Annotated in this window: 26 protein-coding genes and 1 pseudogene; 10 read left to right on the plus strand and 17 right to left on the minus strand. The window is 72.6% G+C overall.

Annotated elements, in window-relative coordinates; translation table 11 throughout:
* Positions 1 to 48 precede the first annotated feature (48 nt).
* Positions 49 to 414 carry a hypothetical protein gene (locus J4557_RS02180; protein ID WP_151544249.1) on the plus strand — a complete coding sequence of 122 codons (366 nt, stop codon included), beginning with the start codon at positions 49 to 51 and terminating at the stop codon, positions 412 to 414.
* Positions 415 to 442: 28 nt separating this feature from the next.
* On the opposite strand, the gene dxs is transcribed toward J4557_RS02180, so the two are convergent.
* Positions 443 to 2,353, minus strand: coding sequence for a 1-deoxy-D-xylulose-5-phosphate synthase (gene dxs / locus J4557_RS02185; RefSeq protein ID WP_208264575.1), 1,911 nt, complete (start codon positions 2,351 to 2,353; stop codon positions 443 to 445).
* A gap of 148 nt (positions 2,354 to 2,501) precedes the next feature.
* Here dxs and idi point away from each other — a divergent pair, with 148 nt between their 5' ends.
* From idi to J4557_RS02210, 5 genes are all read left to right on the plus strand, one after another.
* Positions 2,502 to 3,080: an isopentenyl-diphosphate Delta-isomerase gene (idi, locus tag J4557_RS02190; RefSeq protein ID WP_208264576.1), complete on the plus strand. Its 579-nt coding sequence runs from the start codon at positions 2,502 to 2,504 to the stop codon at positions 3,078 to 3,080.
* A 174-nt stretch (positions 3,081 to 3,254) separates the two neighbouring features.
* Complete coding sequence (locus J4557_RS02195; RefSeq protein ID WP_243775099.1) at positions 3,255 to 4,562, plus strand: ABC transporter substrate-binding protein; 1,308 nt, start codon at positions 3,255 to 3,257, stop codon at positions 4,560 to 4,562.
* The gene (locus J4557_RS02200; protein WP_307799304.1) at positions 4,559 to 5,479 is read left to right on the plus strand and encodes a carbohydrate ABC transporter permease; all 921 of its coding nucleotides are present in this window, start codon (positions 4,559 to 4,561) and stop codon (positions 5,477 to 5,479) included. Before J4557_RS02195 ends, J4557_RS02200 begins: the two co-directional genes overlap by 4 nt.
* The gene (locus J4557_RS02205) at positions 5,476 to 6,342 is read left to right on the plus strand and encodes a carbohydrate ABC transporter permease (protein WP_208264577.1); all 867 of its coding nucleotides are present in this window, start codon (positions 5,476 to 5,478) and stop codon (positions 6,340 to 6,342) included. The genes J4557_RS02200 and J4557_RS02205 overlap by 4 nt, the downstream gene beginning before the upstream one ends.
* A 351-nt stretch (positions 6,343 to 6,693) precedes the next feature.
* On the plus strand, positions 6,694 to 7,137 hold the full coding sequence (locus J4557_RS02210; protein WP_208264578.1) for an ASCH domain-containing protein: 444 nt from the start codon (positions 6,694 to 6,696) through the stop codon (positions 7,135 to 7,137).
* On the opposite strand, the gene mug is transcribed toward J4557_RS02210, so the two are convergent.
* From mug to J4557_RS02225, 3 genes are read right to left on the minus strand one after another with little or no spacing between them, the layout of a single operon-like run.
* Positions 7,091 to 7,687 carry a G/U mismatch-specific DNA glycosylase gene (gene mug / locus J4557_RS02215; RefSeq protein WP_208264579.1) on the minus strand — a complete coding sequence of 199 codons (597 nt, stop codon included), beginning with the start codon at positions 7,685 to 7,687 and terminating at the stop codon, positions 7,091 to 7,093. The two genes, J4557_RS02210 and mug, sit on opposite strands and share 47 nt — an antisense overlap.
* Positions 7,687 to 8,406, minus strand: coding sequence for a sulfite exporter TauE/SafE family protein (locus tag J4557_RS02220; protein WP_208264580.1), 720 nt, complete (start codon positions 8,404 to 8,406; stop codon positions 7,687 to 7,689). Before J4557_RS02220 ends, mug begins: the two co-directional genes overlap by 1 nt.
* Before the next feature lie 45 nt (positions 8,407 to 8,451).
* A complete protein-coding gene (locus J4557_RS02225; protein WP_208264581.1) occupies positions 8,452 to 9,390 on the minus strand; it encodes an aldo/keto reductase in 939 nt (312 codons plus the stop codon).
* Between the two features lie 73 nt (positions 9,391 to 9,463).
* Between J4557_RS02225 and J4557_RS02230 the strand changes: the two genes are divergently transcribed.
* Positions 9,464 to 10,084: a LysE family translocator gene (locus J4557_RS02230; RefSeq protein WP_208264582.1), complete on the plus strand. Its 621-nt coding sequence runs from the start codon at positions 9,464 to 9,466 to the stop codon at positions 10,082 to 10,084.
* Here J4557_RS02230 and J4557_RS02235 read toward each other — a convergent pair.
* The 10 genes from J4557_RS02235 to J4557_RS02280 all read right to left on the minus strand — a co-directional run bounded on the left by J4557_RS02235 (position 10,081) and on the right by J4557_RS02280 (position 19,803).
* A complete protein-coding gene (locus J4557_RS02235; protein WP_208264583.1) occupies positions 10,081 to 11,118 on the minus strand; it encodes an ABC transporter ATP-binding protein in 1,038 nt (345 codons plus the stop codon). The genes J4557_RS02230 and J4557_RS02235 overlap by 4 nt on opposite strands.
* Positions 11,115 to 12,149 carry an ABC transporter ATP-binding protein gene (locus tag J4557_RS02240; protein WP_208264584.1) on the minus strand — a complete coding sequence of 345 codons (1,035 nt, stop codon included), beginning with the start codon at positions 12,147 to 12,149 and terminating at the stop codon, positions 11,115 to 11,117. Before J4557_RS02240 ends, J4557_RS02235 begins: the two co-directional genes overlap by 4 nt.
* Positions 12,150 to 12,160: 11 nt before the next feature.
* Entirely contained in the window at positions 12,161 to 13,048 is an 888-nt protein-coding gene (locus tag J4557_RS02245) for an ABC transporter permease (protein ID WP_208264585.1), read from the minus strand.
* Between the two features lie 13 nt (positions 13,049 to 13,061).
* Positions 13,062 to 13,988: an ABC transporter permease gene (locus J4557_RS02250; protein WP_208264586.1), complete on the minus strand. Its 927-nt coding sequence runs from the start codon at positions 13,986 to 13,988 to the stop codon at positions 13,062 to 13,064.
* Complete coding sequence (locus tag J4557_RS02255) at positions 13,988 to 15,070, minus strand: LacI family DNA-binding transcriptional regulator (RefSeq protein ID WP_208264587.1); 1,083 nt, start codon at positions 15,068 to 15,070, stop codon at positions 13,988 to 13,990. The genes J4557_RS02250 and J4557_RS02255 overlap by 1 nt, the downstream gene beginning before the upstream one ends.
* Entirely contained in the window at positions 15,067 to 16,584 is a 1,518-nt protein-coding gene (locus J4557_RS02260; RefSeq protein ID WP_208264588.1) for an ABC transporter substrate-binding protein, read from the minus strand. The genes J4557_RS02255 and J4557_RS02260 overlap by 4 nt, the downstream gene beginning before the upstream one ends.
* Positions 16,585 to 16,596: 12 nt before the next feature.
* Positions 16,597 to 16,947: a hypothetical protein gene (locus J4557_RS02265; RefSeq protein WP_208264589.1), complete on the minus strand. Its 351-nt coding sequence runs from the start codon at positions 16,945 to 16,947 to the stop codon at positions 16,597 to 16,599.
* 14 nt (positions 16,948 to 16,961) lie between these two features.
* On the minus strand, positions 16,962 to 17,912 hold the full coding sequence (locus tag J4557_RS02270) for a DUF6772 family protein (RefSeq protein ID WP_208264590.1): 951 nt from the start codon (positions 17,910 to 17,912) through the stop codon (positions 16,962 to 16,964).
* Complete coding sequence (locus J4557_RS02275; RefSeq protein WP_208264591.1) at positions 17,909 to 19,015, minus strand: exonuclease/endonuclease/phosphatase family protein; 1,107 nt, start codon at positions 19,013 to 19,015, stop codon at positions 17,909 to 17,911. The genes J4557_RS02270 and J4557_RS02275 overlap by 4 nt, the downstream gene beginning before the upstream one ends.
* A 179-nt stretch (positions 19,016 to 19,194) precedes the next feature.
* Positions 19,195 to 19,803 carry a TetR/AcrR family transcriptional regulator gene (locus J4557_RS02280; protein ID WP_208264592.1) on the minus strand — a complete coding sequence of 203 codons (609 nt, stop codon included), beginning with the start codon at positions 19,801 to 19,803 and terminating at the stop codon, positions 19,195 to 19,197.
* Between the two features lie 85 nt (positions 19,804 to 19,888).
* On the opposite strand from J4557_RS02280, the gene J4557_RS02285 reads away from it, so the two are divergent.
* Complete coding sequence (locus J4557_RS02285) at positions 19,889 to 20,608, plus strand: SDR family oxidoreductase (RefSeq protein WP_208264593.1); 720 nt, start codon at positions 19,889 to 19,891, stop codon at positions 20,606 to 20,608.
* A gap of 85 nt (positions 20,609 to 20,693) precedes the next feature.
* A complete protein-coding gene (locus J4557_RS02290) occupies positions 20,694 to 21,371 on the plus strand; it encodes a TMEM175 family protein (RefSeq protein WP_208264594.1) in 678 nt (225 codons plus the stop codon).
* A gap of 49 nt (positions 21,372 to 21,420) precedes the next feature.
* On the opposite strand, the gene J4557_RS02295 is transcribed toward J4557_RS02290, so the two are convergent.
* The gene (locus J4557_RS02295) at positions 21,421 to 24,186 is read right to left on the minus strand and encodes an aconitate hydratase (protein WP_307799305.1); all 2,766 of its coding nucleotides are present in this window, start codon (positions 24,184 to 24,186) and stop codon (positions 21,421 to 21,423) included.
* 250 nt (positions 24,187 to 24,436) lie between these two features.
* Positions 24,437 to 24,850 carry an ATP-binding protein gene (locus J4557_RS02300; RefSeq protein WP_208264595.1) on the minus strand — a complete coding sequence of 138 codons (414 nt, stop codon included), beginning with the start codon at positions 24,848 to 24,850 and terminating at the stop codon, positions 24,437 to 24,439.
* A gap of 149 nt (positions 24,851 to 24,999) precedes the next feature.
* Here J4557_RS02300 and J4557_RS52125 point away from each other — a divergent pair.
* Positions 25,000 to 25,410: pseudogene (locus J4557_RS52125) on the plus strand (helix-turn-helix domain-containing protein); the annotation flags it as partial.
* 65 nt (positions 25,411 to 25,475) lie between these two features.
* Here J4557_RS52125 and J4557_RS02310 read toward each other — a convergent pair.
* Positions 25,476 to 25,810 (minus strand): transposase family protein (locus tag J4557_RS02310; RefSeq protein ID WP_243775100.1); only part of this gene is annotated, 335 nt, incomplete at its 5' end.

Here is a 25,810-nt window from a genome sequence, read left to right on the forward strand (position 1 = left end):
GCCGGGAAACTAGTGACGAAAGCGTGCACGGAGCGCTACCGTGCGCCTGTGACCGTCGGTCCAGAACTGTACGGGTTCCCCCCGCCCGAGACGGTGCCAGACCTCAGGTGGCTCGGACCCGACTACGTCTCCGTACTGGTGTACGACCTGACACAGGGGCTGCTGCGCCAGGACCCGCGCACGTCCGTGATGGGCGTGCGGTGCGAGGGCGAGCCCCGGCTCGCCCCGTCCGTCGACCCGGCCGGCGTCATCCGCGCGCACGACGCGTGCTTCCCGCTCCAGGTCTACGTGCAGGACGGCACCGGACGGCCGTGGCGGCTGCGGGGCCGGTGGACCTACTCGGGCCGCGAGCTCGGCACCCGCGCCGCGTCCATCACCCACTTCTGGCAGCTGCTGTCCGCCGAGGGCATCTGACGCACCCCCGGCGGCGCTCCCGGAGGCGTCAGTCGGAGGTGGCGGGCTCGGGCGCGTCCGCCGCCGTGACGCGGGCGACGGCCTCGGTGATGTCGCGGGCCAGGTCCTGGGGGGTGAGGCCGCAGTCGGCGAGGATCAGGTCGCGCTTGGCGTGGTCCAGGAACTCCTGGGGGATGCCGAAGGTGCGGACCGGGGTGTCGACGCCCTCGTCGCGCAGCAGGCGGGCCACGGCGTCGCCGACGGCGCCCACCCGGCCGTTGTCCTCGACGACGGCGACCATGCTGTGCGCGGCGGCCGCGTCCGGCAGGGCCGGGTCGAGGGGCTTGACGAAGCGCGGGTCCACGACGGTGGCGCCGATGCCCTGATCGGCCAGGCGCCCGCCGACCTCGACCGCGGCCGTCGCCATCGCGCCGACGGCGACGATGAGCACGTCGGCGCCGTTGGCGCCCTGGTGGCGGGCCAGCACGTCCATCGAGCCGATGCGGTCGACGGCGTCCAGGTCGGCGGCCACGGCGCCCTTGGGGAAGCGCAGCGCGGTCGGCCCGTCGGAGACCGCCAGGCACTCGCGCAGCAGCTCGGCGACGCGGGCGCCGTCGCGCGGGACGGCGATCCGCATGCCCGGCACGAGCTGGAGCAGGGACAGGTCCCACATGCCGTTGTGGGACGGCCCGTCGTCGCCGGTGACGCCGGCCCGGTCCAGGACGAACGTGACCGCCTGCCCGTGCAGCGCGACGTCCATCAGCACCTGGTCGAACGCCCGGTTCAGGAACGTGGCGTAGACCGCGACGACCGGGTGCAGGCCGCCGAGGGCGAGCCCGGCGGCGGACGTCACCGCGTGCTGCTCGGCGATGCCGACGTCGTAGATCCGGTCCGGGTAGGCGGCGGCGAACTCGGCCAGCCCGACCGGGTGCAGCATCGCGGCGGTGATCCCCACCACGTCGCGGCGCTCCCGGCCGATCCTGACCATCTCCTCGCTGAACACGTTGGTCCAGATGCGGCCCTTCGGCTTCTGCACGCCGGTCTCGCGGTCGTACGGGCCCGGCGAGTGGAACTGCTCCTCCTCGTCGTTCTCCGCGGGCGAGTAGCCGTGGCCCTTGCGGGTGATGCAGTGCACGATCACCGGCCCGCCGAACGCGTGCGCCTTGCGCAGCGCGTGCTCGACGGCCTGCTCGTCGTGCCCGTCGATGGGGCCGATGTACTTGAGGCCGAGGTCCTCGAACATGGCCTGCGGCTGCAGGATGTCCTTGAGGCCCTTCTTGATCCCGTGCAGCGCCTCGTAGGCGACGTTCCCGACGACGGGCGCCCTGGGAACGGTCCTTTTGACGAGATCGAGGGCCTGCTCGTAGGTCGGGGTGACGCGCAGGGCGGCCAGGTGGCTCGCCAGCCCGCCGATCGTGGGCGAGTAGGAGCGGCCGTTGTCGTTGACGACGATGATGACCCGGCGGTCCTTGCCCTCGGCGATGTTGTTGAGGGCCTCCCAGCACATGCCGCCGGTGAGCGCGCCGTCGCCGACGACGGGCACGACCACCCGGTCGCTCTCGCCGCGCAGCTCGAACGCCTTGGCCAGCCCGTCGGCGTAGGACAGCGCGGTGGAGGCGTGCGAGTTCTCGATCACGTCGTGCTCGGACTCGGCCCGGCTGGGGTAGCCGGAGATGCCGCCGCGCCGCTTCAGCAGGGTGAAGTCGTGCCGGCCGGTGAGCAGCTTGTGCACGTAGGACTGGTGCCCCGTGTCCCAGAGGATCTTGTCCTTGGGCGAGTCGAACACCCGGTGCAGCGCGATGGTGAGCTCGACCACACCGAGGTTGGGGCCCAGGTGGCCGCCGGTCTTGGCGACCGCGTCGATCAGGAAGTCGCGGATCTCGTCCGCGAGGCTTGACAGGTGCGCGGCGTCCAGTCGTTTGAGGTCGTCGGGACCTTTGATCGACTCCAGCAGGCTCACGCGTGTCAACTCCTCCGTCGGGGACCGGTTCCCCTGGCTCGGGCCGTTCCGAGTTTAATCCCGGTTCGCCCGCGACGCGCCGGAGGGGACCTCCCCGCGGGGTGTGAAACGACTGACCCCGGCGGGGCCGATGGGGTAGGAAAAGAGCATGGCCGTCGAAGAGATCGTACTGCTCAACGCGGATGACGAGGCGGTCGGAACCGCCCCCAAGGCCGCGAGTCACCATAGAGACACGCCGTACCACCTGGCCTTTTCCTGCTATGTGGTGGACACGGAGGGTCGCGTGCTGATCACTCGCCGCGCCCTGTCGAAGCGGACGTTCCCGGGCGTTTGGACGGGCAGCTGCTGCGGCCACCCCGGTCCGGGCGAGGGGCTGCGCGACGCCGTGGTGCGGCGATTGCAGGACGAGCTGGGCATCTCCGGCGTGTCCCTGACATCCGTCCTCCCGGCGTTCCAGTACCGGGCGGTCGCCGAGGACGGCACCCTCGAGAACGAGCGCTGCCCGGTGGTGCGCGCCGACGTCCCGGCCGGCACGCCCGTCCGCCGCAACCCCGACGAGGTCGAGGACGCGGAGTGGTGGACGTGGCGGCAGTGCCTCGACCTCGCCGGCCGGCCGGAGTCCTCGCCGTGGTACCGGCTGCAGCTCGAAGAGCTGGCCCCGCTGGGCGAGCCGCGCGACTGGCCCGACGCCGGCACCGCGACGCTGCCGCCCGCCCTTCCCTGGTAGCCGCCGGGAGGGGCGGGGCGACCCCGTCCGCAGGACCAATCCGGGGGCCGGGCGCGCGCCGCGCGCCCGGCCCCCGGCCGGTAACCGAGTGATCACTTTTCCGTCCCCGGTGTTGACCCAGTCTCGTCCCGAACGGACGCTTGCTTACCCCGGGGGTTACCGAAGGGACGGACGATGCTAGGACGTGCTCCCCGGCACCGCTGGACGGCGTTCGCGGCCGTCGCGATGACCGGCGCGCTCGCCTTCTCGGCGTGCGGCGGAAACGGCAGCAAGGGCAACAACGACAAGTCCCAGGTCGAGGTCTTCTCGTGGTGGACCGGTCCGGGTGAGGCCGACGGCCTGGCCGCGATGAAGGCCGACTTCGAGAAGAAGAATCCCGGCACGAAGTTCGTCAACGCCGCGATCGCCGGCGGGTCCGGCACGCAGGCGCAGGCGGTGCTGGCGAGCCGGCTGCAGAACCGCAAGCCGCCGGACTCCTTCCAGGGCCACGCGGGCGCCGAGCTGCTCGACTACATCAAGGCCGGGCAGATCGAGCCGCTGGACTCCTTCTACGACCAGAACAACCTGAAGTCGGTCTACCCGCAGCAGCTCCTCCAGCAGATCAGCTACAAGGGCCACATCTACTCGGTGCCGGTGAACATCCACCGCTCCAACATGCTCTGGTACAACCCGGGCATCCTGAAGGAAGCCGGCATCTCCGACGCGCCGAAGTCGATCCCGGAGTTCATCGCCGACCTGAAGGCGGTCAAGGAGAAGACGAAGAAGGTGCCGCTCTCGCTCGGCGCCCAGTGGACCGCCGACCACCTGCTGGAGAACGTGCTGCTCGGCGACCTCGGCACCGACGCCTACAACGCGCTGTGGAAGCCGGGCGCCGACTGGAGCAGCCCGGCGATGACGAAGGCGCTGAACGACTACGCCGAGATCCTGAAGTACACGACCACCGAAGCCGCGTCCACCGACTGGCAGGGCGCCGCGAAGGCCGTCGTGGACGGCAAGGCCGCGTTCAACATCATGGGCGACTGGGCGTACGGCTACTTCGTCGGCAGCGCGCCGAACGGCCTCGGCAAGAAGCTCGACACCGACTTCAAGTACGCGCCGACGCCCGGCACCGACGGCACCTACCTGTGGCTGTCGGACAGCTTCACGCTGCCGAAGGGCGCGCCGCACCGCGCCGGGGCGCTGGCATGGCTGAAGGAGGTGTCCAGCCGCGAGGGCCAGGACCTCTTCAACCCGAAGAAGGGCTCCGTCCCCGCCCGCAAGGACGCCGACAGGAGCCTGTACAGCACCGGCTACCTGAAGTACGCGTTCGAGCAGTGGAACAACCCGGCCACCAAGCTCGCGGGCTCCTTCTGGCACGGCGTCAACGCCAGCAAGAAGCAGCACACCGACATCGACACGGCGGTGGGCCTGTTCCTGCAGAGCAAGGACGTCGGGAAGCTCCAGTCCCAGCTCGTCGCCGCCGCGAAGAACAGCGGTCAGTGACGGGAGGGGGCACGGGACGCCGCTGGAACCTGCGCCGGAGCAGGAGGTGGCTGCCGGGTCTGCTGCTGGTCTCGCCGTCCATCGTGGCGATCGGCCTGTTCGTCTACGGGCTGATCTTCTGGAACACGCGGGTGGCGCTGAGCGGCAAGCACGACGAGGTGTCGCCGTACGGGTTCGACAAGGGCAGGAACTTCGTCGACCTGTGGCACCAGCCGAGCTGGCCGGGCGCGGTGAAGCACGCGCTGCTGTTCACGGCCGTGTTCGTGCTCGGCGCCCTCCTGCTCGGCGCGTTCCTGGCGTTCCTGATGGACAAGGGGATCCGCGGCGAGGCGTCGTTCCGGGTCGTCTACCTGTTCCCCATGGCGGTGTCGTTCATCGCCAGCGGCGTGGTGTGGCGGTGGCTGATGAACCCGGCGCCGCCGCAGCGCGCCGTCGGGTTCAACCAGCTGTTCGACAAGCTGCACCTGAATGCGCTGGCGAACGACTGGTGGCAGGACCCGCACTGGGGCATGGCCGCGATGGCGCTCCCCGCGATCTGGCAGATGTCCGGCTACGTCATGGCCCTGTACCTCGCCGGGTTCCGCAGCGTCCCCGAGGAGCTGCGGGAGGCCGCGCGCGTCGACGGCGCGTCCGAGTGGAAGGTGTACCGGTACGTGGTCTTCCCGCAGCTGCGCCCGGTGACGCTGTCGGCGCTGATCATCCTCGGGCACATCTCGCTGAAGGTGTTCGACCTGATCATGGCCATCGCCGGCAAGCAGATCATCACCTACGTCCCCGCCATCGCGACGTACGTGGAGATCTTCGACCGGCACGACCCCGCCAACGGCGCCACCATCGCCACCTACCTGCTCCTCGCGGTGGCGCTCCTGGTGATCCCGTACCTGGTGTGGTCGGTGCGGGCGGAGCGGACCCGATGACCGCGGCGGGCGCGGCCCGGCCCCCGGCCGGGGCCGGCGCGGCGGCCCGCACCCTGCGGATCGCCCGGCCGGTGCTGCTGCTGGCGTTCGTGATCCTGTTCCTCATCCCGGTGTACGTCCTGGTCGTCACCAGCTTCAAGCCGCTGCAGGAGGCCGATCCGAGCAGCGCGTGGAACCTGCCGCACCACTGGAGCACCTCCGGGTGGAGCTCGGCGTGGGACGCCCTGAAGCCCGGCCTGGAGAACAGCGTCAAGATCGCGGTGACCGGTTCGCTGATCTCCGCGGTGCTCGGCTCGCTGAACGGGTACGTGCTGTCGAAGTGGCGCTTCCCCGGCGCCGACGCGGTCTTCACCCTGTTCCTGTTCGGGATGTTCATCCCGTACCAGGCGGTGATGATCCCGCTGGCCGGGCTGCTGACGAACATGGGGCTGGTCGGGACGATCCGGGGCCTGGTCCTCGCGCACGTCGTCTACGGCATCCCGATCTGCACGCTGATCTTCCGCAACTACTACGTGACGATCCCGGACGAGCTGATCGAGGCGGCCCGCGTCGACGGCGCCGGCCTGATCCGCACGTACTGGTCGATCATCGTGCCGGTGTCGGGGCCCGCGTTCGCGGTGACGGTGATCTGGCAGTTCACCTCGATGTGGAACGACTTCCTGTTCGCGGTGTTCCTCGGCGCGCCCGACAGCTGGCCGGTCACGGTGATGCTGAACAACACCGCGGGATCGGGCGCGGTCGCCGTCCAGTACAACCAGCAGATGGCCGAGGCGCTGCTCGCGTCGCTGCCCACCCTGCTGGTCTACCTGCTGCTCGGGCGGTTCTTCATGCGCGGGCTGATGGCGGGCGCCCTGAAGGGCTGAGACGGGACGGACGGGGCGCTCCGGCGATCGGCCGGGGCGCCCCTTCTCCGCTGCGGCCCGCTCTCCCACGGCCCGGTCTCCCGCGGCGCGCCGATCCGCCGCACCGCAGGCCCCGTCCGTCCCACCGGGATGTCCCTTCCGTCCCGCCGGCACGTCAACCGGGCACGGTCCTCGGGCGTCACATCAGTGATCGAAGGGGATCGGAATGGCCACGCACGAGCCGCTCGCCTCCCGCATTGGCAATCGGGCGAAGATGCGCCTAGCCTCTCGGGCATCATCGCGCGGCACCCCGGCGGCGACCGTCCGGCCGGACCCGCGCGATCACTCTTCGGGCCGACAGGAGGTGACCGCGTGCAGGCGTTGAGCGTTCAGCAGCCGTGGGCGTTCGCGATCGCGCGTGGCGGGAAGACCGTCTCGAACGAGAACCTGCCGACCGCCTACCGCGGCCCGCTGCTCGTCCACGCGTCCATGCGCGTCGACCTGAAGGCGTGCGACTCGCCGCTCGTCCAGGCGGCCGGCTGGGACCCGCGCGACCCGCTCGCCACGATCGGCGCCATCATCGCCGTCGCCGAGCTCGAGGGGGTCTGCTCCGCCGCCGCGCGGGACGGCTCCTGCGACTGCGGCCCGTGGGCGGACCCGGGGGCCCACCACTGGCACCTCGGCGGCGTCCGCGCCCTCCCCCGGCCCATCGTGGCGCTCGGCCGCAGCCCGGGCCTGTGGGAGCCGAAGCCGGCGCTGGTCACCGAGATCAGCACGATGTTCGCGGCGACCGCCGCGCTCGACCACTCGTCCTGACGGCGTCGGCGGCCTCGCGGAGGCGGGCGAACTCGGCGGCGAGGCGGTCGAGCTGCCAGCTCGCGTTCAGGCCGCTGGGGTTCGGCAGGATCCACAGTTTCGCGGGGCCGAACGTCTCGTCCTGCGGGCCGATCCCGGCCCGGGGACGGCCGAACGCGGTGCGGTAGGCGGTGACGCCGCAGACGGCGAGGCAGGCGGGGCGGTGCCGCTCGACGAGCGCGGTGAGGCGGCGCCCGCCCTCGCGGAGCTCCTCGTCGGTCAGCTCGTCGGCGCGGGCGGTGGCGCGGGGCGCGATGTTGGTGATGCCGAGGCCGTAGGCGGGCAGCAGGTGCTGCTCGGACGGGTGGAGCAGCCGGTCGGTGAAGCCGGAGCGGTGCAGCGCGGGCCAGAAGCGGTTGCCGGGGCGGGCGAAGTGGTGGCCGGTCGCGGCGGAGTACAGGCCCGGGTTGATGCCGCTGAACAGGACCCGCAGCGGCTCGCCGTCCGGGGGCAGGACGTCGGGGATCAGGCGGTCGCGGGCGGCTTCCAGGTCGGCCTTGGTGGGGCGCATCAGATCAGGTTACGGACGATCAGGACGGCCGCGGACGTCCCGACGACGACGAGCAGCACGAGGCGCAGGCGTCCGGCGTCCAGGTAGCGGCGCAGCGGGCCGGCGGCGAAGAACCCGGCGTAGACGAACGGGAGCAGTTCGAGGCCGGCGGTGATCTGCCGGGCCGGGAGGCGGCCGGCGGCGCCGAGGGTGCCGAGCGACAGCAGCGCGCCGGCGATGAAGAAGACCGCGAGGGTGGCGCGGACGCGGGGGCCGCTCTCGCGCTGGTAGAGCAGCGCCATCGGCGGGCCGCCGATGCCGGACGCGGTGGCGGTGGTGCCGGAGATGACGCCGGCGACGGCGAGCGTGCGGCGGTTGCGCGGCACCTCCCGCGTCCAGGTCGTCACGGCGAGCGCGGCGAGGACGACGGCGCCGATGACGACGCCGAGGACGCGGTCCGGGGCGGTCGCAACCAGCCACGCCCCGACGGGGGTCCCGGCGAGGCGCCCGCCGAACGCCCAGCCGAGGCCCCGCAGCTCGGCGTGCCGGACCTCCTGGGCGAGCGTCGCGACCGGCAGGGCGAGCGCGATGACGAGGATCGCGCCGGGCATCAGGGACGGGAACAGCATCGTCACGATGGGGGTGGCGACGAGTCCGACGCCGAGGCCGACACTGCTCTGCACGACGGCGCCGAGCAGCGCGGCCAGACCGCCGATCAGCAGGAATTCGGATGAGGGCACGCCATGGAACGGTACATCCCGACTTTTCCGACCTGCGATCTTTGATCAGGCGGACGCGTCGGTGAGCGCGGCGAGCTGGGCGTCGGTGAGGGTGGTGCGGGGCAGCCGGAGGAGCGGCTGGAGCTGCTCCAGCGTGCGGGCGCTCGCGATCGGCGCGGCGACCGTCGGCTGCGCGGCGAGCCACGCGAGCGCGACCGTCGCGACGGGCGCGCCCTGCTCCTCGGCGACCAGGTCGAGGGCGGCCAGCACCCGGCGCCCCCGCTCGGTCCTCAGGTACTCCCCCGCCCGGCCGGCGCGCGGGCTGTCCACCTCGGATCCCGGACGGTACTTGCCGGTCAGGAACCCCGACGCCAGGCCGTAGTACGGGACGCAGGCCAGCCCGTACCGCTCGGCGAGGTCGCGGCGCGGCCCCTCGTAGGTGTCGCGGGACACCAGGTTGTAGTGCGGCTGGATCGCCGCGTAGCGGGCCGTGCCCTCGCGCTCGCTGAACTCCAGCGACGCCTCGAGCCGGTCCGGCTCGATGTTGGACACCGCGATCTCGCGGACCTTGCCCGCGCGGACCAGCTCGTCCAGCGTCCCCATGATGTCCCCGACGGGGACGGACGGGTCGTCGAAGTGGGTGTAGTAGAGGTCGATGCGGTCGGTGCGCAGCCGCCGCAGCGAGTCGTCGGCGGCGGCCCGGATGTTCGCGGGCGCGAGGCCGCGCCGGTCGGGGTGCCGCCCGACCTTGGTGGCCACCACGATGCCGTCGCGGTTGCGGCGCTCCGCCATCCAGTCGCCGATGATCGTCTCGGACTCGCCACCCACGTTCCCGGGCGCGGACGCCATGTACGAGTCGGCGGTGTCGACGAAGTTGCCGCCGGCCGCCGCGTAGGCGTCGAGGATCTCGAACGAGTGGTCGCGGTCCGCCGTCCAGCCGAACACGTTGCCGCCGAGCGACAGCGGGTGGACGTCGAGGTCTCCGATCTTCCTGGTGTCAGCCATGCTCCGATCCAATCAAAGGGTGCCCCGCCGCCGTTCCCCCGGCGGCCCCGAACATTCCTGGCAGAATGTCTGAATGCTCACCGCTTGTCTTGCCTTCGCCGCGGTGGCCGCCGTCGTCACCGTCACGCCCGGACTGGACACGATGCTCGTCGTCCGGACCACGGTGTCCGCCGGCCGCCGCACCGGTTGCCTCGCCGCGGCCGGAGTCGCGTCCGGGTGCCTGACCTGGGCGGTGGCGAGCGCGGCGGGACTGACCGCGCTGCTCGCCGCGTCCCGCTTCGCCTTCGACGCGCTGCGCGTCGCGGGCGCCTGCTACCTGTTCTGGCTGGGCGCCCAGGCGCTCTGGCGGACCCGCCGCCGGTCCGGCGCGCCCGCCGCCGAGCCGGACGCGCCGGTCTCCGCGCTCGCCGCGTTCCGCACCGGGGTCACCACCAACCTGCTGAACCCGAAGGTCGGTGTGTTCTACATGAGCCTGATGCCGCAGTTCGTCCCGCACGGCGCGCCGGTGTTCGGGACGAGCATGGCGTTCGCGGCGATCCACACCGTCGAGGGCCTGCTGTGGCTCGGAGGCGTGGTGGGCGCCGCCGGGGCGGCGCGCCGGGCGCTGGCGCGCCCGGCCGTCAGGCGGCGCCTCCAGCAGGTCACCGGCCTCGCCTTCATCGGCTTCGGGCTGCGCCTCGTCACCGAGCGCTAGACCGCCGTCCCGGCGTCCGCGTCCGCGAAGTGGCAGGCGACCGCGTGCGCCGTCCCCTCCCGGACGGTCAGCTCCGGCACCTTCTCCGCGCACGTCCCGGCGGCCATGAAGCAGCGGGTGCGGAACCTGCACCCGCTCGGCGGCGCCGCCGGCGACGGCACCTCGCCCTCGAGGACGATCTCCCGCGCGTCGTCGTCCGGCCGGTCGCGCACCGAGGGGACCGCCGACAGCAGCGCCCGCGTGTACGGATGCCGGGGATCGCCGAACACCTGGTCGGCGGGGCCCTGCTCGACGACGGTGCCGAGGTACATCACCGCCACCTCGTCCGCGATGTGCCGGACGACGTCGAGGTCGTGGGAGATGAACAGGTACGCCACGCCCAGCTCGGACTGCAGGTCCGCCAGCAGGTTGAGGATCTGCGCGCGGACCGACACGTCCAGCGCCGACACCGCCTCGTCGCAGACGATCAGCCGGGGCCGCAGCGCGAGCGCGCGGGCGATGGCGACGCGCTGGCACTGCCCGCCGGACAGCTCGTGCAGGCGCCGGGCGGCGTGCTCGGGCCGCAGGCCGACCAGTTCCAGCAGGCGGGCGACCTCGGCGTCCTCGCGGTCGCGCGGCACGATGCCGGAGTGCACCCGCCATCCCTCCGAGACGACCGCGGAGACGGTCATGCGCGGGTTCAGCGAGGTGTAGGGGTCCTGGAACACCATCTGCACGTCGCGGCTCACGCGGCGGCGCCGCCGGGGCGGCATCGACGCGAGGTCCGCGCCGTCGAACTCGATGGTCCCCGCGAACGCGGGGATCAGCCCCACGATCGCCCGCGCGAGCGTGGACTTGCCGCAGCCGGACTCGCCGACGACGCCGAGCGTCCGGCCCGCCCGGACCGCCAGGTCGAGCCCGGCGACGACGGGAACCCGCCGCCGGCCGAACCCGTGCCGGCCGGGCCGCTGGTAGCCGGCCTCCAGGCCGCCGACCCGCAGGACGACGCCGGCGTCCCCGGCCGGTGCCGCGGTGCCGTGCGCGGTCGCCGTCATCGGTCCTCCTCGGTGTCGTGGGCGGCGCCCACCTCGTCGGCGTGGTGGCAGGCGACGGACCGCCCGCCGCTCCCGGCGAGCGGCGGGTCCTCGGTCCGGCACACGTCCGTCGCGAACGGGCAGCGGGGATGGAAGGCGCAGCCGCCGGGCGGGCGCCGCGGATCCGGCGGCAGCCCCGGGACGGGGGTCAGGCGGCCGCCCTCCCTCCCGTCCGGCACGGCCCGGAGCAGGCCCAGCGTGTACGGGTGCGCGGGGCGCGTGTAGACGGCGTCCAGCGGCCCCTGCTCCACGATCCGCCCGGCGTACATCACGGCGACCTCGTGGGCCATCCGCGCCACCACGCCGAGGTCGTGCGAGACCAGCAGCGTGGCGAGCCCCGCCTCCCGCTGCCGGCGGGCCAGCAGGCGCAGGATCTGCGCCTGGACGGTCACGTCGAGGGCGGTGGTGGGCTCGTCGGCGAGCAGCACGGACGGGCCGAGCGCCAGCGCCATCGCGATCACGGCGCGCTGCCGCATGCCGCCGGAGAACTGGTGCGGACGGTCGCCGTACCGCGACCCGGCGTCGGCGATGCCGACCTCGCGCATCAGCGCGACGGCCCGCTCGCGCGCCTCCCGGCGGCTCGCGCCGAGCCGGCGGCGGAACGGCTCGGCGATCTGGCGGCCGACGGCGAAACCCGGGTTGAGCGCGGCCATCGGGTCCTGGAAGACCATGGCGACCCGGCTGCCGCGCGCCTCCCGCCACTGCCGCGCGGTGAACGCGGCGGTGTCGTCGCCGCCGAGGACGACGCTCCCGGCGGTGATCTCGGCGCCGGGCGGCAGCAGCCCGATGAGGGCCAGGGACGTGAGGCTCTTGCCACTGCCGGACTCGCCGACGAGGGCGAGGACGCGCCCGGGGCGCAGCCGGAGCGAGACGCCGCGGACGACGGGGGTGACGTGCCGGCCGGAACGGAACCCGATGTGGACGCCGCGCAGCTGCGCGGCGGCGTCCTCGCCGGGCGGGGTGGGGACGGGGTGGACGGCTGACATGGTCATGGGGGTGCCTCTCAGAGCTGGGCCCGGGGGTCGGCCAGGTCGCGGAAGGCGTCGCCGACGAGGCCGACTCCGGTGACCACGGCGGCCAGCGCGATCGCGGGCATCGTGGAGATCCACCAGGCGGAGCCGAGGTAGTCGCGGCCCGCCGAGACGGTCGCGCCCCACGACGCCTGGTCGGGCGGGATGCCGAGGCCGAGGAAGCTCAGCGACGCCTCCGCGACCATCACCAGGCCGATCTGGACGGTCGCGGCGACCAGCAGCGGCTGCCAGCACGACGGCAGCACGTGCCGCAGGAGGATCCGCAGGTGGCCGGCGCCGAGGACGCGGGCGGAGTCGACGAACTCCAGGTCCCGCGTGGCGAGCGCGGACGCCCGCACGACCCGGGCGAACACCACCCAGCGGGTCACGGCCAGGGTGATGACGACGTTGGTGACGCTCGGGCCGAGGACCCCGGCGATGAGGATCGCCAGCAGGATCGACGGGAACGCCAGCTGGACGTCCCCGACGCGGGACAGGACGGTGTCGGCCCAGCCGCCGAAGTAGCCGGAGACGAGCCCGGCGGCGAGCCCGACGGCGCCGCCGGCGAGGACGGTGGCGGCGGCGACCAGCAGGGACACGCGGCTGCCGGCGAGCAGGGTGGTGAGCATGTCCCGGCCGAGCTGGTCGGTGCCGAGCCAGGCGACCGACCCGTCCCCGAGCCGCGAGCCGGGCGGCAGGAGGCGGTGCGGCAGGTCGGTCGCGACCGGGTCGTAGGGCGTCAGGACCGGCCCGAGGAGCGCGGCCAGGACGAACAGCCCGACGACGGCGAGCCCGATCCACGCCCGCACCGGCAGCCGGCGCCCGCGGCGCCCTCGGGGCTCGGCGGCGGCCGGCGCGGGCGCGGCGGCGATGGCGCTCATGGTGTGCTCCCGTTCATGCGTTCTGCGGGGTGAGGCGCGGGTCGAGGGCGACGCACAGGACGTCGACGACCAGGTTCAGCGCGATGTAGCAGACCGTGATCGTCACGATGGCGGCCTCGACCACGGCGTAGTCGCGGTTGGTGATGGCGTCGACCATCAGCGAGCCGAGGCCGGGCCAGGAGAACACCACCTCGACGATGACGGCGTTGGCGATGAAGTTGCCCATCAGCAGGCCGAGGACGGTCACGACGGGCAGCGCGATGTTGCGGGCGACGTGCACGTACAGCACGGCGCCCTCGCCGGTGCCCTTGGCGCGCGCGGTGCGGACGTAGTCCTTGCCGATCTCCTCCAGGGCGCCGTTGCGGACGAGCCGGGCGAGCCAGCCGACGAACGGCAGCGCGAGCGTCACCGACGGCAGGATCACCGCCTCGGGGCCGCCGCCCGCGGTGCTGGGCAGCCAGTGCAGCTGCCGGGCGAACAGCAGGATCAGCACGATGCCGAGCCAGAACGACGGCAGCGCCTGCCCGACGAGGGAGCCGGCGGACACGAGCGCGTCGAGGATCCGGCCGGGCCGCCGCGCGCACAGCATGCCGAGGGGGAACCCGGCGGCGACGGTGATGAGGAGGGCGAGGGCGGCGAGCGCGAGGGTGGCGGGGAAGCGGTCCAGGGTGGCGCTCATCGCGCCGCCGCCGAGCCGCCAGGAGTCGCCGAAGTCGCCGTGCAGCACCTCGCCCATGTGCGTGAAATACTGCCGCCACAGGGGCTTGTCGAGGCCGAAGTCGGCGCGGACGGAGGCGAGCTGGTCGGCGCTCGCGTCCGGGCCGAGGATGAGGGTGGCGGGGTCGCCGGGGACGACCCGCACGACCACGAACACCAGCGTGACGGCGCCCCAGGCGACGAGGACGGCCTGGCCGGCGCGGCGGAGCAGGAAGCGGCCCATCAGGACGTCCTCCCGGTCCGGTCGCCCGAGGGCGCGGGCCCGCGGGTGGAGGAGCGGACGACGAGGTCGGCGGTCAGCAGCGTCCGGCCGGGGACGTCCGCGGGCGGCGCGCCCGCCATCCGCTCCAGCAGCCGGTCGACGGCGGTGGTGCCGACGCGCGCGGCGGGCAGCCGGACCGTGGTGAGCGGCGGGGCGAGGTAGGCGGCGAACGGGTGGTCGCCGTGCCCCGCGACGGCGACGTCTCCGGGGATGGACAGGCCGTGCTCGGTGAACGCCCGGTACAGGCCGAGCGCGAAGTAGTCGTTGCCCGCCAGGACGGCGGAGCCGGGCTCGATCCGCGCGGCGAGCCGGCGGCCGACCGCGTAGGAGTCGATCGGGTCCCAGGGCTGCGAGCTGGCCTCCCGGCGGCGGGTCGGCACCCGCAGGACGTGGTCGTCGCGGATCTCGATGCCGCGCTCGGCCAGCACGGCGCGGAAGCCGCGGATCCGCTCGGCGACCGGGGAGATGTCGAGGTCCTCCTCGACCAGGTACAGCTCGCGGGCGCCGCCGTCCACCAGGTGCTCGGTGGCGCGGCGGGCGCTGTCGTAGTAGTCGACGCCGACGAGGTCGGCGTCGAGGCCGGGCAGGTCGCGGTTCAGCAGCAGGACGGGCGTGCCCGACTTGCCGAGCCGCTCCCAGTGGTCGATGCCGTGCTGCACGGGGACGGCGAGGACCCCGTCGACGCCCCAGCGCATCAGCTCCTCGGCGACGCGCCGCTCGTTCTCGGCGCTGTCCTCGGTGACCATCAGCATCAGCGAGTAGCCGTGCACCCGGCCGCGCTCCTCGATCGCGCTGATGAGCCGGGCGTAGAACGGGTTGGAGGGGTTGGTGATGACCAGGCCGATCGTCATGGCGTTCTGGAGCACCAGCGACCGCGCCATCGTGTTCGGCACGTACCCGAGCCGGTCGGCCTCGGCCCGCACCCGCTCCCGGGTCTCGGCGCTCACCGCGTCCTTGCCTGCGAGGGCGCGGGACACGGTGTTGACCGACAGGTCGAGCGCGGCGGCGATGTCGCGCAGGGTGGCCCGGCGGCGCGGCGTCATGGCGTCCTCCTCGTGACCGTGGACAGGTCGGGCTGGTTGTTCGCGGCCGGGACGAACCCGGTGATGCCGGATCCGAGGCCGTAGGCGGTGGTGAGCGCGGCGGGGAAGACCCCGACCGCGTCGTCCCAGACGATCCTGCACGCCTCGGCGTACAGGCGGGCCCGGTCGCCGGACCCGGCCGCCTGCCCCGCCTCGGCGAGGATCGTGTCGAGCGCGGGGTTCTTGTAGCCCATCCGGTTCGCCTTGGAGGTGTAGAGGCGGCCGAGGGTGAAGGCCGCGTCCCCGGTCGTCACCGTGTTGGTCTGGAGCTCCATGTCCCAGTCGAGGCCGTTGAGGCGCTGCAGCCACTCGGCCTTCTCGATGCTCTGCGGCCGGACGGTCACCCCGACGTCCTTCCATGCCGAGATCATCGACTGGGCGAGCTCGCGGGCGAGCGGGCCGGTGGCGTCGAACCACATCATCGTGGTCGTGAACCCGTCGCCGAGGCCCGCGTCCCGCAGCGCCTTCCGGGCGGCGCCCGGGTCGTGGGCGTAGGGCCGCTGCGCGGCGTGGCCGAACACCGTGGCGGGGATCGGGGCGTCCATCCGCCGCGCGCCCGCGCCGAACAGCTTCCCGACGATCTCGTCCATGTCGAGGGCCTGCACCATGGCCCGCCGGACCCGCGGGTCGGTGAACGGCCTGCGCCCGCAGTTGAACCAGGTCAGGTAGTACGTCCAGCTCGGCACCGACGCGACCCGCACGCCACGCTTGCCCGTCACCTCGCCGAGCTGGTCGGACGGGACGGGCCACAGCAGGTCCACGTCGCCGTTGCGCAGCGCCGTGATCGCGCTGGACGTCTCGGCGATGAACGGCATCGAGATGCCCGGCAGCCGGGCCGGCCCCGCCCAGTACCCGTCGAAGCGGGCCAGCTCGACGGCGGTGGACGGGGTGAACCCGGTGACGCGGAACGGCCCGGAGCCGATGGGCCGGCGCTTCTGCGCCGGGTCGGCGACGAGCCTCGCCGGGACGATGAACAGCAGCGTCAGGTTCACCGGCAGCGTCCCCATCGGCCCGTCCGTGACGAACGTGACCGTGGTGTCGTCGTCGGCCCGCGCGGACTTCACGGTCGCCCACAGCGCGCTCTGCGCCGACTTCACCGCCTTCGTCCGGTCGAGGCAGGCGACGACGTCGCGGGCCGTCAGCGGGCTCCCGTCGTGGAAGCGCACGCCGGGGCGCAGCCGGAACACCCAGGTGGTGTCGTTCTCGCGCCGCCACGACGCGGCCAGGCCGGGCACCAGCCGGCCCGCCTCGTCGCGGCGGACGAGGGTGTCGAAGACCAGCCGCTTGACGATCAGCGACGCCTCGTCCACCGCGGTGCCCGCGTTGTACGGGTCGAGGTCGGTGACCGGCTGCCCGAACGCGGCGCGCAGCGACCCGCGCGGCGCGGCCCCGCCCGCTCCGCCGCAGCCGCCGAGCGCCACGGCGGAGGCGCCCAGGCCGGCCAGCGCGAGGAACTCGCGCCTTCGCAGGTCCATGACGGCGCTCCCTCAGCTCTTCAGCGCGAGATAGATCATCACGGTGGCGGTGGGGTCCGGCCCGGTCCCGGGCCCGTCCCCCGCCTCGACGGTGCCCTTCAGGCGCAGCCAGCCGCCGAAGCCGGCCGACTCCCAGCTGGCCAGGTCGCCGGTGATCTCGCGTCCCGCGTCGAGGTCGCACCAGTGCAGGCCGTCGGGCGAGATCTGGGTCGTCACCCGCAGCCGGGTGCCGGAGCCGGTCCGCTTCAGCGTCCGGACGAACCAGCGCGCCTCCGCGGCCCAGGCCGCCTCGTAGGGTTCCGTCGCGAACTCGCCCGCCAGGGTGCGGTTGCGTTCCAGGACGGCCGTGAACGACTCGCGCATGCTGCCGGGGCTCCTCACCAGTCCACCGAGATCAGTACCGAGTCCAGGTACAGGAAGTTGCGCACGTCGGTGTGCGTCCTGACCGAGACGTAGAAGTTGAGCAGGTTCTGCAGGGACCCGTACTCCTCGTCGTACGGGGGGACGGGCACGTCGCGCATGTCGTAGACGGTGTCGTTGACCTGCAGCTCGACGTTGGAGCGCGTGCTCGTGTCGATCAGCCACCGCACGTAGTGCCAGTTGACCTTGGTCGGCACCTCGTTGTAGCAGAGCTCCTGCGGCCCGCCGAACGCCTTCCAGTCGTCCGGGTCGGGAGCGGTGAAGTCGGCCGTGGGCGGCAGCTTCAGCTTGCCCTCGAAGTGCTCGCGCGGCGTCGGCTCCGGCACCTTCGGGTAGACCCACTCGCGCCGCAGGTTGTTGTCGAGGTCGGTGTTCAGGTAGCGGGCGACGCAGTGGTAGCGGACGCCGTCGCAGATGTCGGTCGCGATGGTGAACGCGCCGAACTGCTGCTCGGACGGGTGCAGGTTCGCGTCCCACTCGCCCGCGCCCGCCTTGGCCGCCGCCTGGTTCTCCTCCGACGCCGCCTCGGTCTTGAAGGTCAGGTACGCCTCGAACTGCACGCGGCCGCGGCCCGCCATCGTCAGCCGGCGGATCGCGACGCCGGTGTGCCCGGCGAGCGGCCGGGTGGCGACCTTCAGCGCGTACGTCCCGGACATCGCGCCGTGCGTGCCGACGTCGAAGAAGTTGCACGAGCTGAGCTGCGGCGGCCGGAAGTCGCGCATGTGGTCGTCGACGGTGTCGAGGTTCCCGTGCCCGTCGTAGTTGCCGAGCAGCTCGATCCAGCCGTGCGTGCCGGTGTTGAAGTCGTCGTGGACGAGGATCCGGTCCAGCGGGTCGAACCGGGACAGCGCGGGGTCGGCCTTGCGGAGCTCGGCGGCCAGGGAGCGTCCGCTCGCGGCGGTGGTCATCGGGCGGCCCCCTCGATCCTCACGGTGGCGTCCACCAGGTTGTGGTCGGAGCGCAGCAGGTCGCGCGGCTCGCCCGCCTGCGCGGTGGTCTGCGGCACGAGCGTCCACTGCCGGACGGGCGTGCCGGCCTTGACGAAGATGTGGTCGATCTTGTCCTCCGACTTCGGCAGCGGGATCTTCCCGCCGTTGAACGACGCGTACTCGGCGCCGGTGCGCCGGTTCGCCGGGGCCGCCTCGAAGGAGTCGGTGTAGCCGAGGTCGGCGAACGCGTCGTAGGCGCTGGCGCCGTCCTCCTTCGAGGCGGAGTTCATGTCGCCCGCGAACACGACCGGCAGCCGCCGCGTGGCGGGGTTGTCGCGGGTGAGGTACTGGGCGGTGCGGGTGGCGTCGGCGTAGCGGACCTGGTCCCAGTTCTTGGTCCAGCCGTTGGGGTCGGTCGCGCCGTTCTTGCGGTACTCCAGGTGCATGTCGACGACGACGAAGCGGGTGCCGGTGCGGCGCTCGCGCAGCACGTTCCACGTCATCGTCTTGCCGTAGATCTCGGTGGAGTCGGGCAGCCACAGCAGGTCGTGCGGGAGGGCCCGGCCGCGCTCGTCCTCGGCGGAGAACCGGCGGGCGTCGTAGTAGGTGAACCGGCCCGCGCCCGACTTGAGCGGGTAGCCGTACCAGGGGTTGCGCGTTCCCGCGTAGTCCGCGGGCGCCTCGGCGTAGCCGCGCTCCCGCATCGCCGCGGTCAGCGGCGCGCGGAACGACTCGACGTCCACGCCCGGCTGGGTCGGGGTGGGGTTGTTGCCGATCTCCTGCGTGACGACGACGCCGGCGCGGGCGCGGACGATGTCGTCGGCGACCTGCGCGGCGCGTCCGTCCGCCCACGGGGCGAGCTTGGTCGCGCAGTCGCGCCCGATCGTGTCGACGCACTCCTGCTCGGTCGGCAGGCAGCCGTGCCCGCACGTGTTGTAGGTGGCGATCCGCAGATCGAAGCCGCGCGGGTGCCGGCCCGGCGCGGCGGCCTGCGCGGCCGCCGCGGGGACGAGCACCGCGGCGGCGCAGGCGGCCGCGGCGAGCGCGGCGGCCGGGCGGGCGGGGGGACGGGGGGTCCTCATGCTGGCGGGAGCCTTCCGGTGTCGGCTGCGTCACATTAACGTTCACGTGATCGTTCACACACCATCGATGTACCGCTGCCGTCCTGTCAAGAGCGGAAACGAAAACGGCCCGGCCCCCCGCACGAGCGAACAGCAGGCTCGTGCACGGGGGACCGGGCCGGACGCGGCGGTCCCGCGGGTCAGCGGGCGTCGCCGCCGAGGCGGGCGGCCGCCTGGTCGCACAGGGCGCGGGCCAGCTCGGCGGCCTGCGCGTCGCCGAGCGGCTCGTGCCCGACGAGGACGCGGTACCAGAGCACGCCGTAGACCTGGTCGACCATCAGGGCGAGGTCGGCGCCGGCCGCGATCTCGCCGCGGTCGCGCGCCCGCTCCAGCAGCCCGGTCAGCACGCGGCGCCGCGACTCGACGAACGCGCGCATGTGCTCGCGCGCGTGCGGGTCGCGCTGCGCCTCGGCCATCGAGTGGCGCAGGACGGTGGCGGTGAGCCGCTGGCCGGCGCCGCGGAACGTCGCGGCCAGGAAGCCTTCGAGGTCGCCGCGGAGCGTACCGGTGTCGGGCACGGGGATGTCGGTGCCCGCGCGTTCGGCCATCGCCTCCAGCAGCACCGCACCCTTGGACGGCCACCAGCGGTAGATCGTCTGCTTGCCGACGCCGGCGGCCGCGGCGAGCGAGTCGATCGTGACGGGGGTCCCGTCGTCGCGGGCGAGCAGGTCGACGGCGACGTCGAGGATCGCGCGCCGTGCGGCCTCGTTGCGGCGCCGGCCGGTGTGCGGCCGTCGGCTGTCACTCATGGCACCACCCTACCCATTTGACGAGACCGTCGGTCTCGATGAATACTTGCCGAGACAGAACGTCTCGACAATAAAGGAGCCGGCCATGGTCCTCACCGGAAAGCGCACCCTCGTGTTCGGCGGCACCTCGGGCATCGGCGCGGCCACCGCCGAGCTGTTCGCCCGCCAGGGCGCCGACGTCGTGATCACCGGCCGGGACGAGGAGCGCCTCGCCAAGGCCGCCGCGGACGGCCTCACCGCCCGCCGCGTCGACGCCTCCTCGCCCGACGAGGTGACCGCGTTCTTCGCCGAGGACACCCGCTACGACCACCTCGTCCTCGCGCTGAGCGGCGGATCCGGCGCCGGCCCGTTCGCGACGCTGGACCTCGGCGACCTCCGCGGCGGCTTCGAGGCGAAGTTCTGGCTGCACCTGCGGATCGTCCAGGCGGCGCTGCCGCGGCTCACCGAGGACGCCTCGGTCACCTTCATCACCGCCTCGTCCGCCCGCGCGGCGCTGCCCGGCACCGCCGGCCTCGCCGCGATCAACGGCGCGCTGGAGGCGATGGTGCGGCCGCTCGCGACCGAGCTGGCGCCGCTGCGCGTCAACGCCGTCTCCCCCGGCGTCATCGAGACGCCGTGGTGGGACGGGATGCCCGCCGAGCAGCGGGACGCGATGTTCGCCCAGCACGCCGCCGTGCTGCCGGTCGGCCGGGTGGGGCGGCCCGAGGACGTCGCGCACGCCGTCCTGCTCGCCGCCGCCAACGGGTTCGTCACCGGCCAGGTCATCGAGTGCAACGGCGGCCTCAGCCTGCCGACCGGGCGCTGACCGGCTCCGGGCGCCCGCCCGGCTCGCCGGTTCGTCCAGGCTGCCCTACTCTGTCGCCTGCCGATCACATCGCGAGGAGACGACCGTGGCCGCCGACTTCCCCACCGAACCGCCCGCCGCCGCTCCGGGGGAGGACGACGAGCAGCACATCTCCCCCGAACGGCTGCGGGCGCTGAGCGACGGCGTCTTCGCCATTGCGGCGACCCTGCTGATCCTCGAGGTCAAGCCGCCGGGCGCGGGCGAGGGCGTCTGGTCCGGGCTGCGGCACGAATGGCCCGCGCTGGACGCCTACGCGGTCTCGTTCCTCATCATCGGGATCGCCTGGATCCACCACCACAACCTGTTCCACCAGGTGCTGAAGGTGGACCGGGGCCTGCTGTTCCTCAACCTCGGGATGCTCGCGACGATCGCGTTCCTGCCCCTGCCGGCGGCCACCCTCGGCAACCACCTCGGCCGGGGCGACGCGCCCGCCGCGGCGGTGTTCTACGGGGTGTCCATGGCGGCGGCGTCACTGTGGTTCACGCTGTTCTGGAACCACCTGTGCCGCCGCCCCGCACTGATGCATCCGCGGGCGCGCGACGAGGCGCGGCGCGCCCGCGCCCGGTCCCTGCTGGGCCCGGTCGGCTACGCGGTCGCCGCGGGGGTCGCCCTCGTCAGCCCGGTCGGCTCGCTGGCGCTCAGCGCCGCGATCGTCCTGTACTTCATCGTCGGGCGCCGCGCCCCCGCCACCCGCACCCGCATCCCCGCCGCCTCCGGCGAATGACGACGGGCCGCCTCCCCCTGCGGGGAGGCGGCCCGTTCCTCAGCGGTCCTTACTTGCGGATGAGGTTCCGCAGGACGTACTGGAGGATGCCGCCGTTGCGGTAGTAGTCCGCCTCACCGGGGGTGTCGATGCGGACGTCGACCGTGAACTCCTTGTCGTCCGCCTTCACCGCCACCTCGCTCGGGACGCCGCCCTCGTTGAGCGCCGTGACGCCGGTGATGTCGAACGTCTCGGTGCCGGTCAGGCCGAGGGACTCGGCGGAGTCGCCCTCCTTGAACTGCAGCGGCAGGACGCCGAGGCCGATCAGGTTCGAGCGGTGGATGCGCTCGTAGGACTGCGCGATGACGGCGCGGACGCCGAGCAGCGCGGTGCCCTTCGCGGCCCAGTCGCGGGACGAGCCGGAGCCGTACTCCTTGCCCGCCAGCACCACCAGCGGGGTGCCCTGCGCGGCGTAGTTCTGCGCGGCGTCGTAGATGAACGACTGCGGCGCGCCGTCCTGCGTGAAGTCGCGGGTGTAGCCGCCCTCCACGTCGTCCAGCAGCTGGTTGCGCAGCCGGATGTTGGCGAACGTGCCGCGGATCATCACCTCGTGGTTGCCGCGGCGCGAGCCGTAGGAGTTGAAGTCCTTCACCGCGACGCCGTTGTCCTGCAGGTACTGCGCGGCGGGCGTGCCGACCTTGATGGACCCGGCGGGCGAGATGTGGTCGGTGGTGACCGAGTCGCCGAGCTTGGCCAGCACGCGGGCGCCGCGGATGTCGGAGACGGGCTCCGGCTCGGCGCCCATGCCGTCGAAGTACGGCGCCTTGCGGACGTAGGTGGACGCGTCGTCCCACTCGAACAGGTCGCCGGTCGGGATGTCGAGGCCGCGCCAGCGCTCGTCGCCCTTGAAGACGTCGGCGTAGTCCTTGGTGAACATCTCCTTGCCGATGGACGACTCGACGATCTCGGCGACCTCCTCGGCGGCGGGCCAGAGGTCGCGCAGGTAGACCGGGCCGTCGGTGCCCTCGGCGATCGGGTCGTTGAGGATGTCGATGTCCATCGTCCCGGCCAGCGCGTAGGCGATGACCAGCGGCGGGGACGCCAGGTAGTTCATCTTCACGTCGGGGCTGATGCGGCCCTCGAAGTTGCGGTTGCCGGACAGCACCGCGGTGACCGCCAGGTCGTTGTCGTTGACGGCCTTGGAGATCTCCGGCTGCAGCGGGCCGGTGTTGCCGATGCAGGTGGTGCAGCCGTACCCGACCAGGTTGAAGCCGATCTTGTCGAGGTACGGGGTGAGGCCGGCGCGCTCGTAGTAGTCGGTGACGACCTGCGAGCCGGGCGCCAGCGAGGTCTTCACCCACGGCTTGCGGGTCAGGCCCTTCTCGACGGCCTTCTTCGCCAGCAGCGCCGCGCCGATCATCACGTACGGGTTCGAGGTGTTGGTGCAGGACGTGATGGCGGCGACCGCGACGTGGCCGTGGTCGAGCTCGAACGTCGTCCCGTCCTCCAGCGTGACCGGCACCGGCTTGTGCGGGCGGCCCGAGCCGTTCGCGTCCACGTGGCGGGGCTTGTCGCCGGCGCCGTCGCGGCCGACGGCCGGGGAGTCGGAGGCGGGGAAGGACTCGTCGGACGCCTCGTCCGCCGGGCCCAGCGCGACCTTGACGTAGTTCTGCACGTCGCGGCGCCAGGTCTGCTTGGCGTCCGCCAGCGAGATGCGGTCCTGCGGGCGCTTCGGGCCGGCCAGCGACGGCACGACCGTCGACAGGTCCAGCTCGAGGTACTCGGAGAACTCCGGCTCGACCGACGGGTCGAGCCACATGCCCTGCTCCTTGGCGTACGCCTCGACGAGCGCGACCTGCTCGTCGCTGCGGCCGGTGAGGCGCAGGTAGTTCAGCGTCTCGTCGTCGATCGGGAAGATCGCGCAGGTGGAGCCGAACTCGGGGCTCATGTTGCCGATCGTGGCGCGGTTGGCCAGCGGCAGCGCGTGCACGCCCTCGCCGTAGAACTCCACGAACTTGCCGACGACGCCGTGCTCGCGCAGCATCTCGGTGATGGTGAGCACCAGGTCCGTCGCGGTGGTGCCGGCGGGCAGCTCACCGGTCAGCTTGAAGCCGACCACGCGCGGGATCAGCATGGAGATCGGCTGGCCGAGCATCGCGGCCTCGGCCTCGATGCCGCCGACGCCCCAGCCGAGCACGCCGATGCCGTTCTCCATCGTGGTGTGGGAGTCGGTGCCCACGCAGGTGTCGGGGTAGGCGACGCCGTCGCGGTCGAACACCACGCGGGCCAGGTGCTCGATGTTCACCTGGTGGACGATGCCCGTCCCCGGCGGCACGACCTTGAACTCGTCGAACGCCGTCTGCCCCCAGCGCAGGAACTGGTAGCGCTCCTTGTTGCGCTCGTACTCGACCTGCACGTTGCGCTCGAACGCCTGCGGCGAGCCGAAGTACTCCACGATGACGGAGTGGTCGATGACCATCTCGGCGGGCGCCAGCGGGTTGATCTTCGTCGGGTCGCCGCCCAGGTCCCGCACGGCCTCGCGCATCGTCGCCAGGTCCACCACGCACGGCACGCCGGTGAAGTCCTGCATGATCACCCGGGCCGGGGTGAACTGGATCTCCTTGCTCGGCTTGGCCTTGGCGTCCCACTGGGCGAGCGCGCGGATGTGCTCGGCGGTGACGTTCGCGCCGTCCTCGGTGCGCAGCAGGTTCTCCAGCAGCACCTTCAGGCTGTACGGGAGACGGGCCGAGCCCTCGACGGCGTCCAGCCGGTAGATGTCGTACGACTTGCCGCCCACCTGCAGCTTGCTCAGGCTGCCGAAGCTGTTCGCGGACACGGACTCCTCCTCCGTCACACGCCGCGCGTCCGGTCCGGGACATGACCGCGCGGCGACGTTCATCGTGATGTTCAATGTGCGCCCGCCCTCGCGGCCGGCGCGGGTCGGGCGGCGCGGCGCGCGGCGAGGCGGGTGTGCTCGTCTACCTTGATCCTGCCCTAGTCAAGCCCTTGACCGAGAACCGGGTCCGCCTAACTTCCGCAGGTTTTTTCTTGATGTCAAGATACATCCAATTTATCTCGACATCAAGCTACTCGCCCTCGCCCCGCGGCAGCTTCGCCCACACCGCCTTGCCTCCCTCGTTCAGCGGCCGGACGCCCCAGCACCCCCGCACGAACCCGGCGACCAGCAGCAGCCCCCGCCCGCACACCGCCCCGTCGTCCGGCGGCCGCACCACCGGGCGGCCCGCCCCCGAGTCCCACACCTCGACCACCGGCAGCCCGTCCCGCGCGTCCAGGTAGAGCCGGACGACGATCGGCCCCTCGCCGTGCCGCCAGGCATTGGTGACCAGCTCGCAGACGACCAGCCGCCCGAGATGGTCGTCCTCGATCCCCCACTCGGCGAAGCACGCGGCGAGAAACCGCCGCGCAAGCAGAGGCGCATGCACGTTCGGTTCGAGGACGATCGTGTGCGGACCTTCGGCCGCAAACGCCATAGCGGACATACCGGCTCACCTCGGAAGACTCCATGGATTCCTGTGGCCGGAGCGTCTCCCGGCGGCGATGCTGCGGGCAGGAGAAGCGCGAGGTGGCAGGCATCGCCGTGACTTCGCGTCCATCACCGGTCATCGCACGGTCATCACTGGAGGCGGACATGCCGCAACGCCCGAAGCGCCTCACACCGTCCCGCGGCCCGCTGGACCTCTTCGGCTCCGAGGTGCGCCGCTACAGGACCCTCGCGGACCTGTCCCTCGCGCAACTCGCCGCACTGATCCCCTACGCCCCGTCCACCATCGGAGAGATCGAGCGCGGCGAGTCCGGCTGCGACCGCGGGTTCGCCGAGGACTGCGACCGCGTCCTCGACACCCGCGACGCCCTCGCCCACCTCCACGACGGCCTCTTCGACGGCCGGTCGGCGGCATTCCCCGAGTACTTCGCGGAGTGGCCCGACTACGAAGGCCAAGCGGAGATCCTGCGCGCCTACGAACCGCTCGTGATCTACGGCCTGCTGCAGACACCGGGCTATGCCGACGTGCTCTTGTACGGCGACCAGCAGGCGATCCAAGCCCGGATGGATCGCCAGGCAGTCCTCTCGCGAGCAGAACCACCACCGCCGAGACTGAGCCTTTTTCAGCGTGCTGCGGTTTCGCGGAGTTGCAGGGTATGGATGGCCTTGGCGATGCGGCCGGCGCGGTGGGGGCAGCAGCGCAGCTTCCGTAGGATTCGCCATGACTTGAGCTGGGCGTTCGCGCGTTCTCCGGGTCCGCGGAGCTTGGCGTGTGCACGGTTGGCGTCCTTGAGCGGTTCGGGCTTGTCACGTCCCTTGTAGGGCGTGAGAATGTGCGTGCCGGCGCCCTGGTAGGCCTTATCGGCCAGCACCGGCAGCCCGGTGGCCGCCAGGGCCCGGATGACACCCCAGATCCGGGCTGCTGTCAGGTCGTGGACCGAGCCGCGTAGTGGTCCCG

The organism is Actinomadura nitritigenes (genome assembly GCF_017573545.1).
In the GTDB taxonomy this organism is placed as follows: Bacteria; Actinomycetota; Actinomycetes; order Streptosporangiales; family Streptosporangiaceae; genus Spirillospora; species Spirillospora nitritigenes.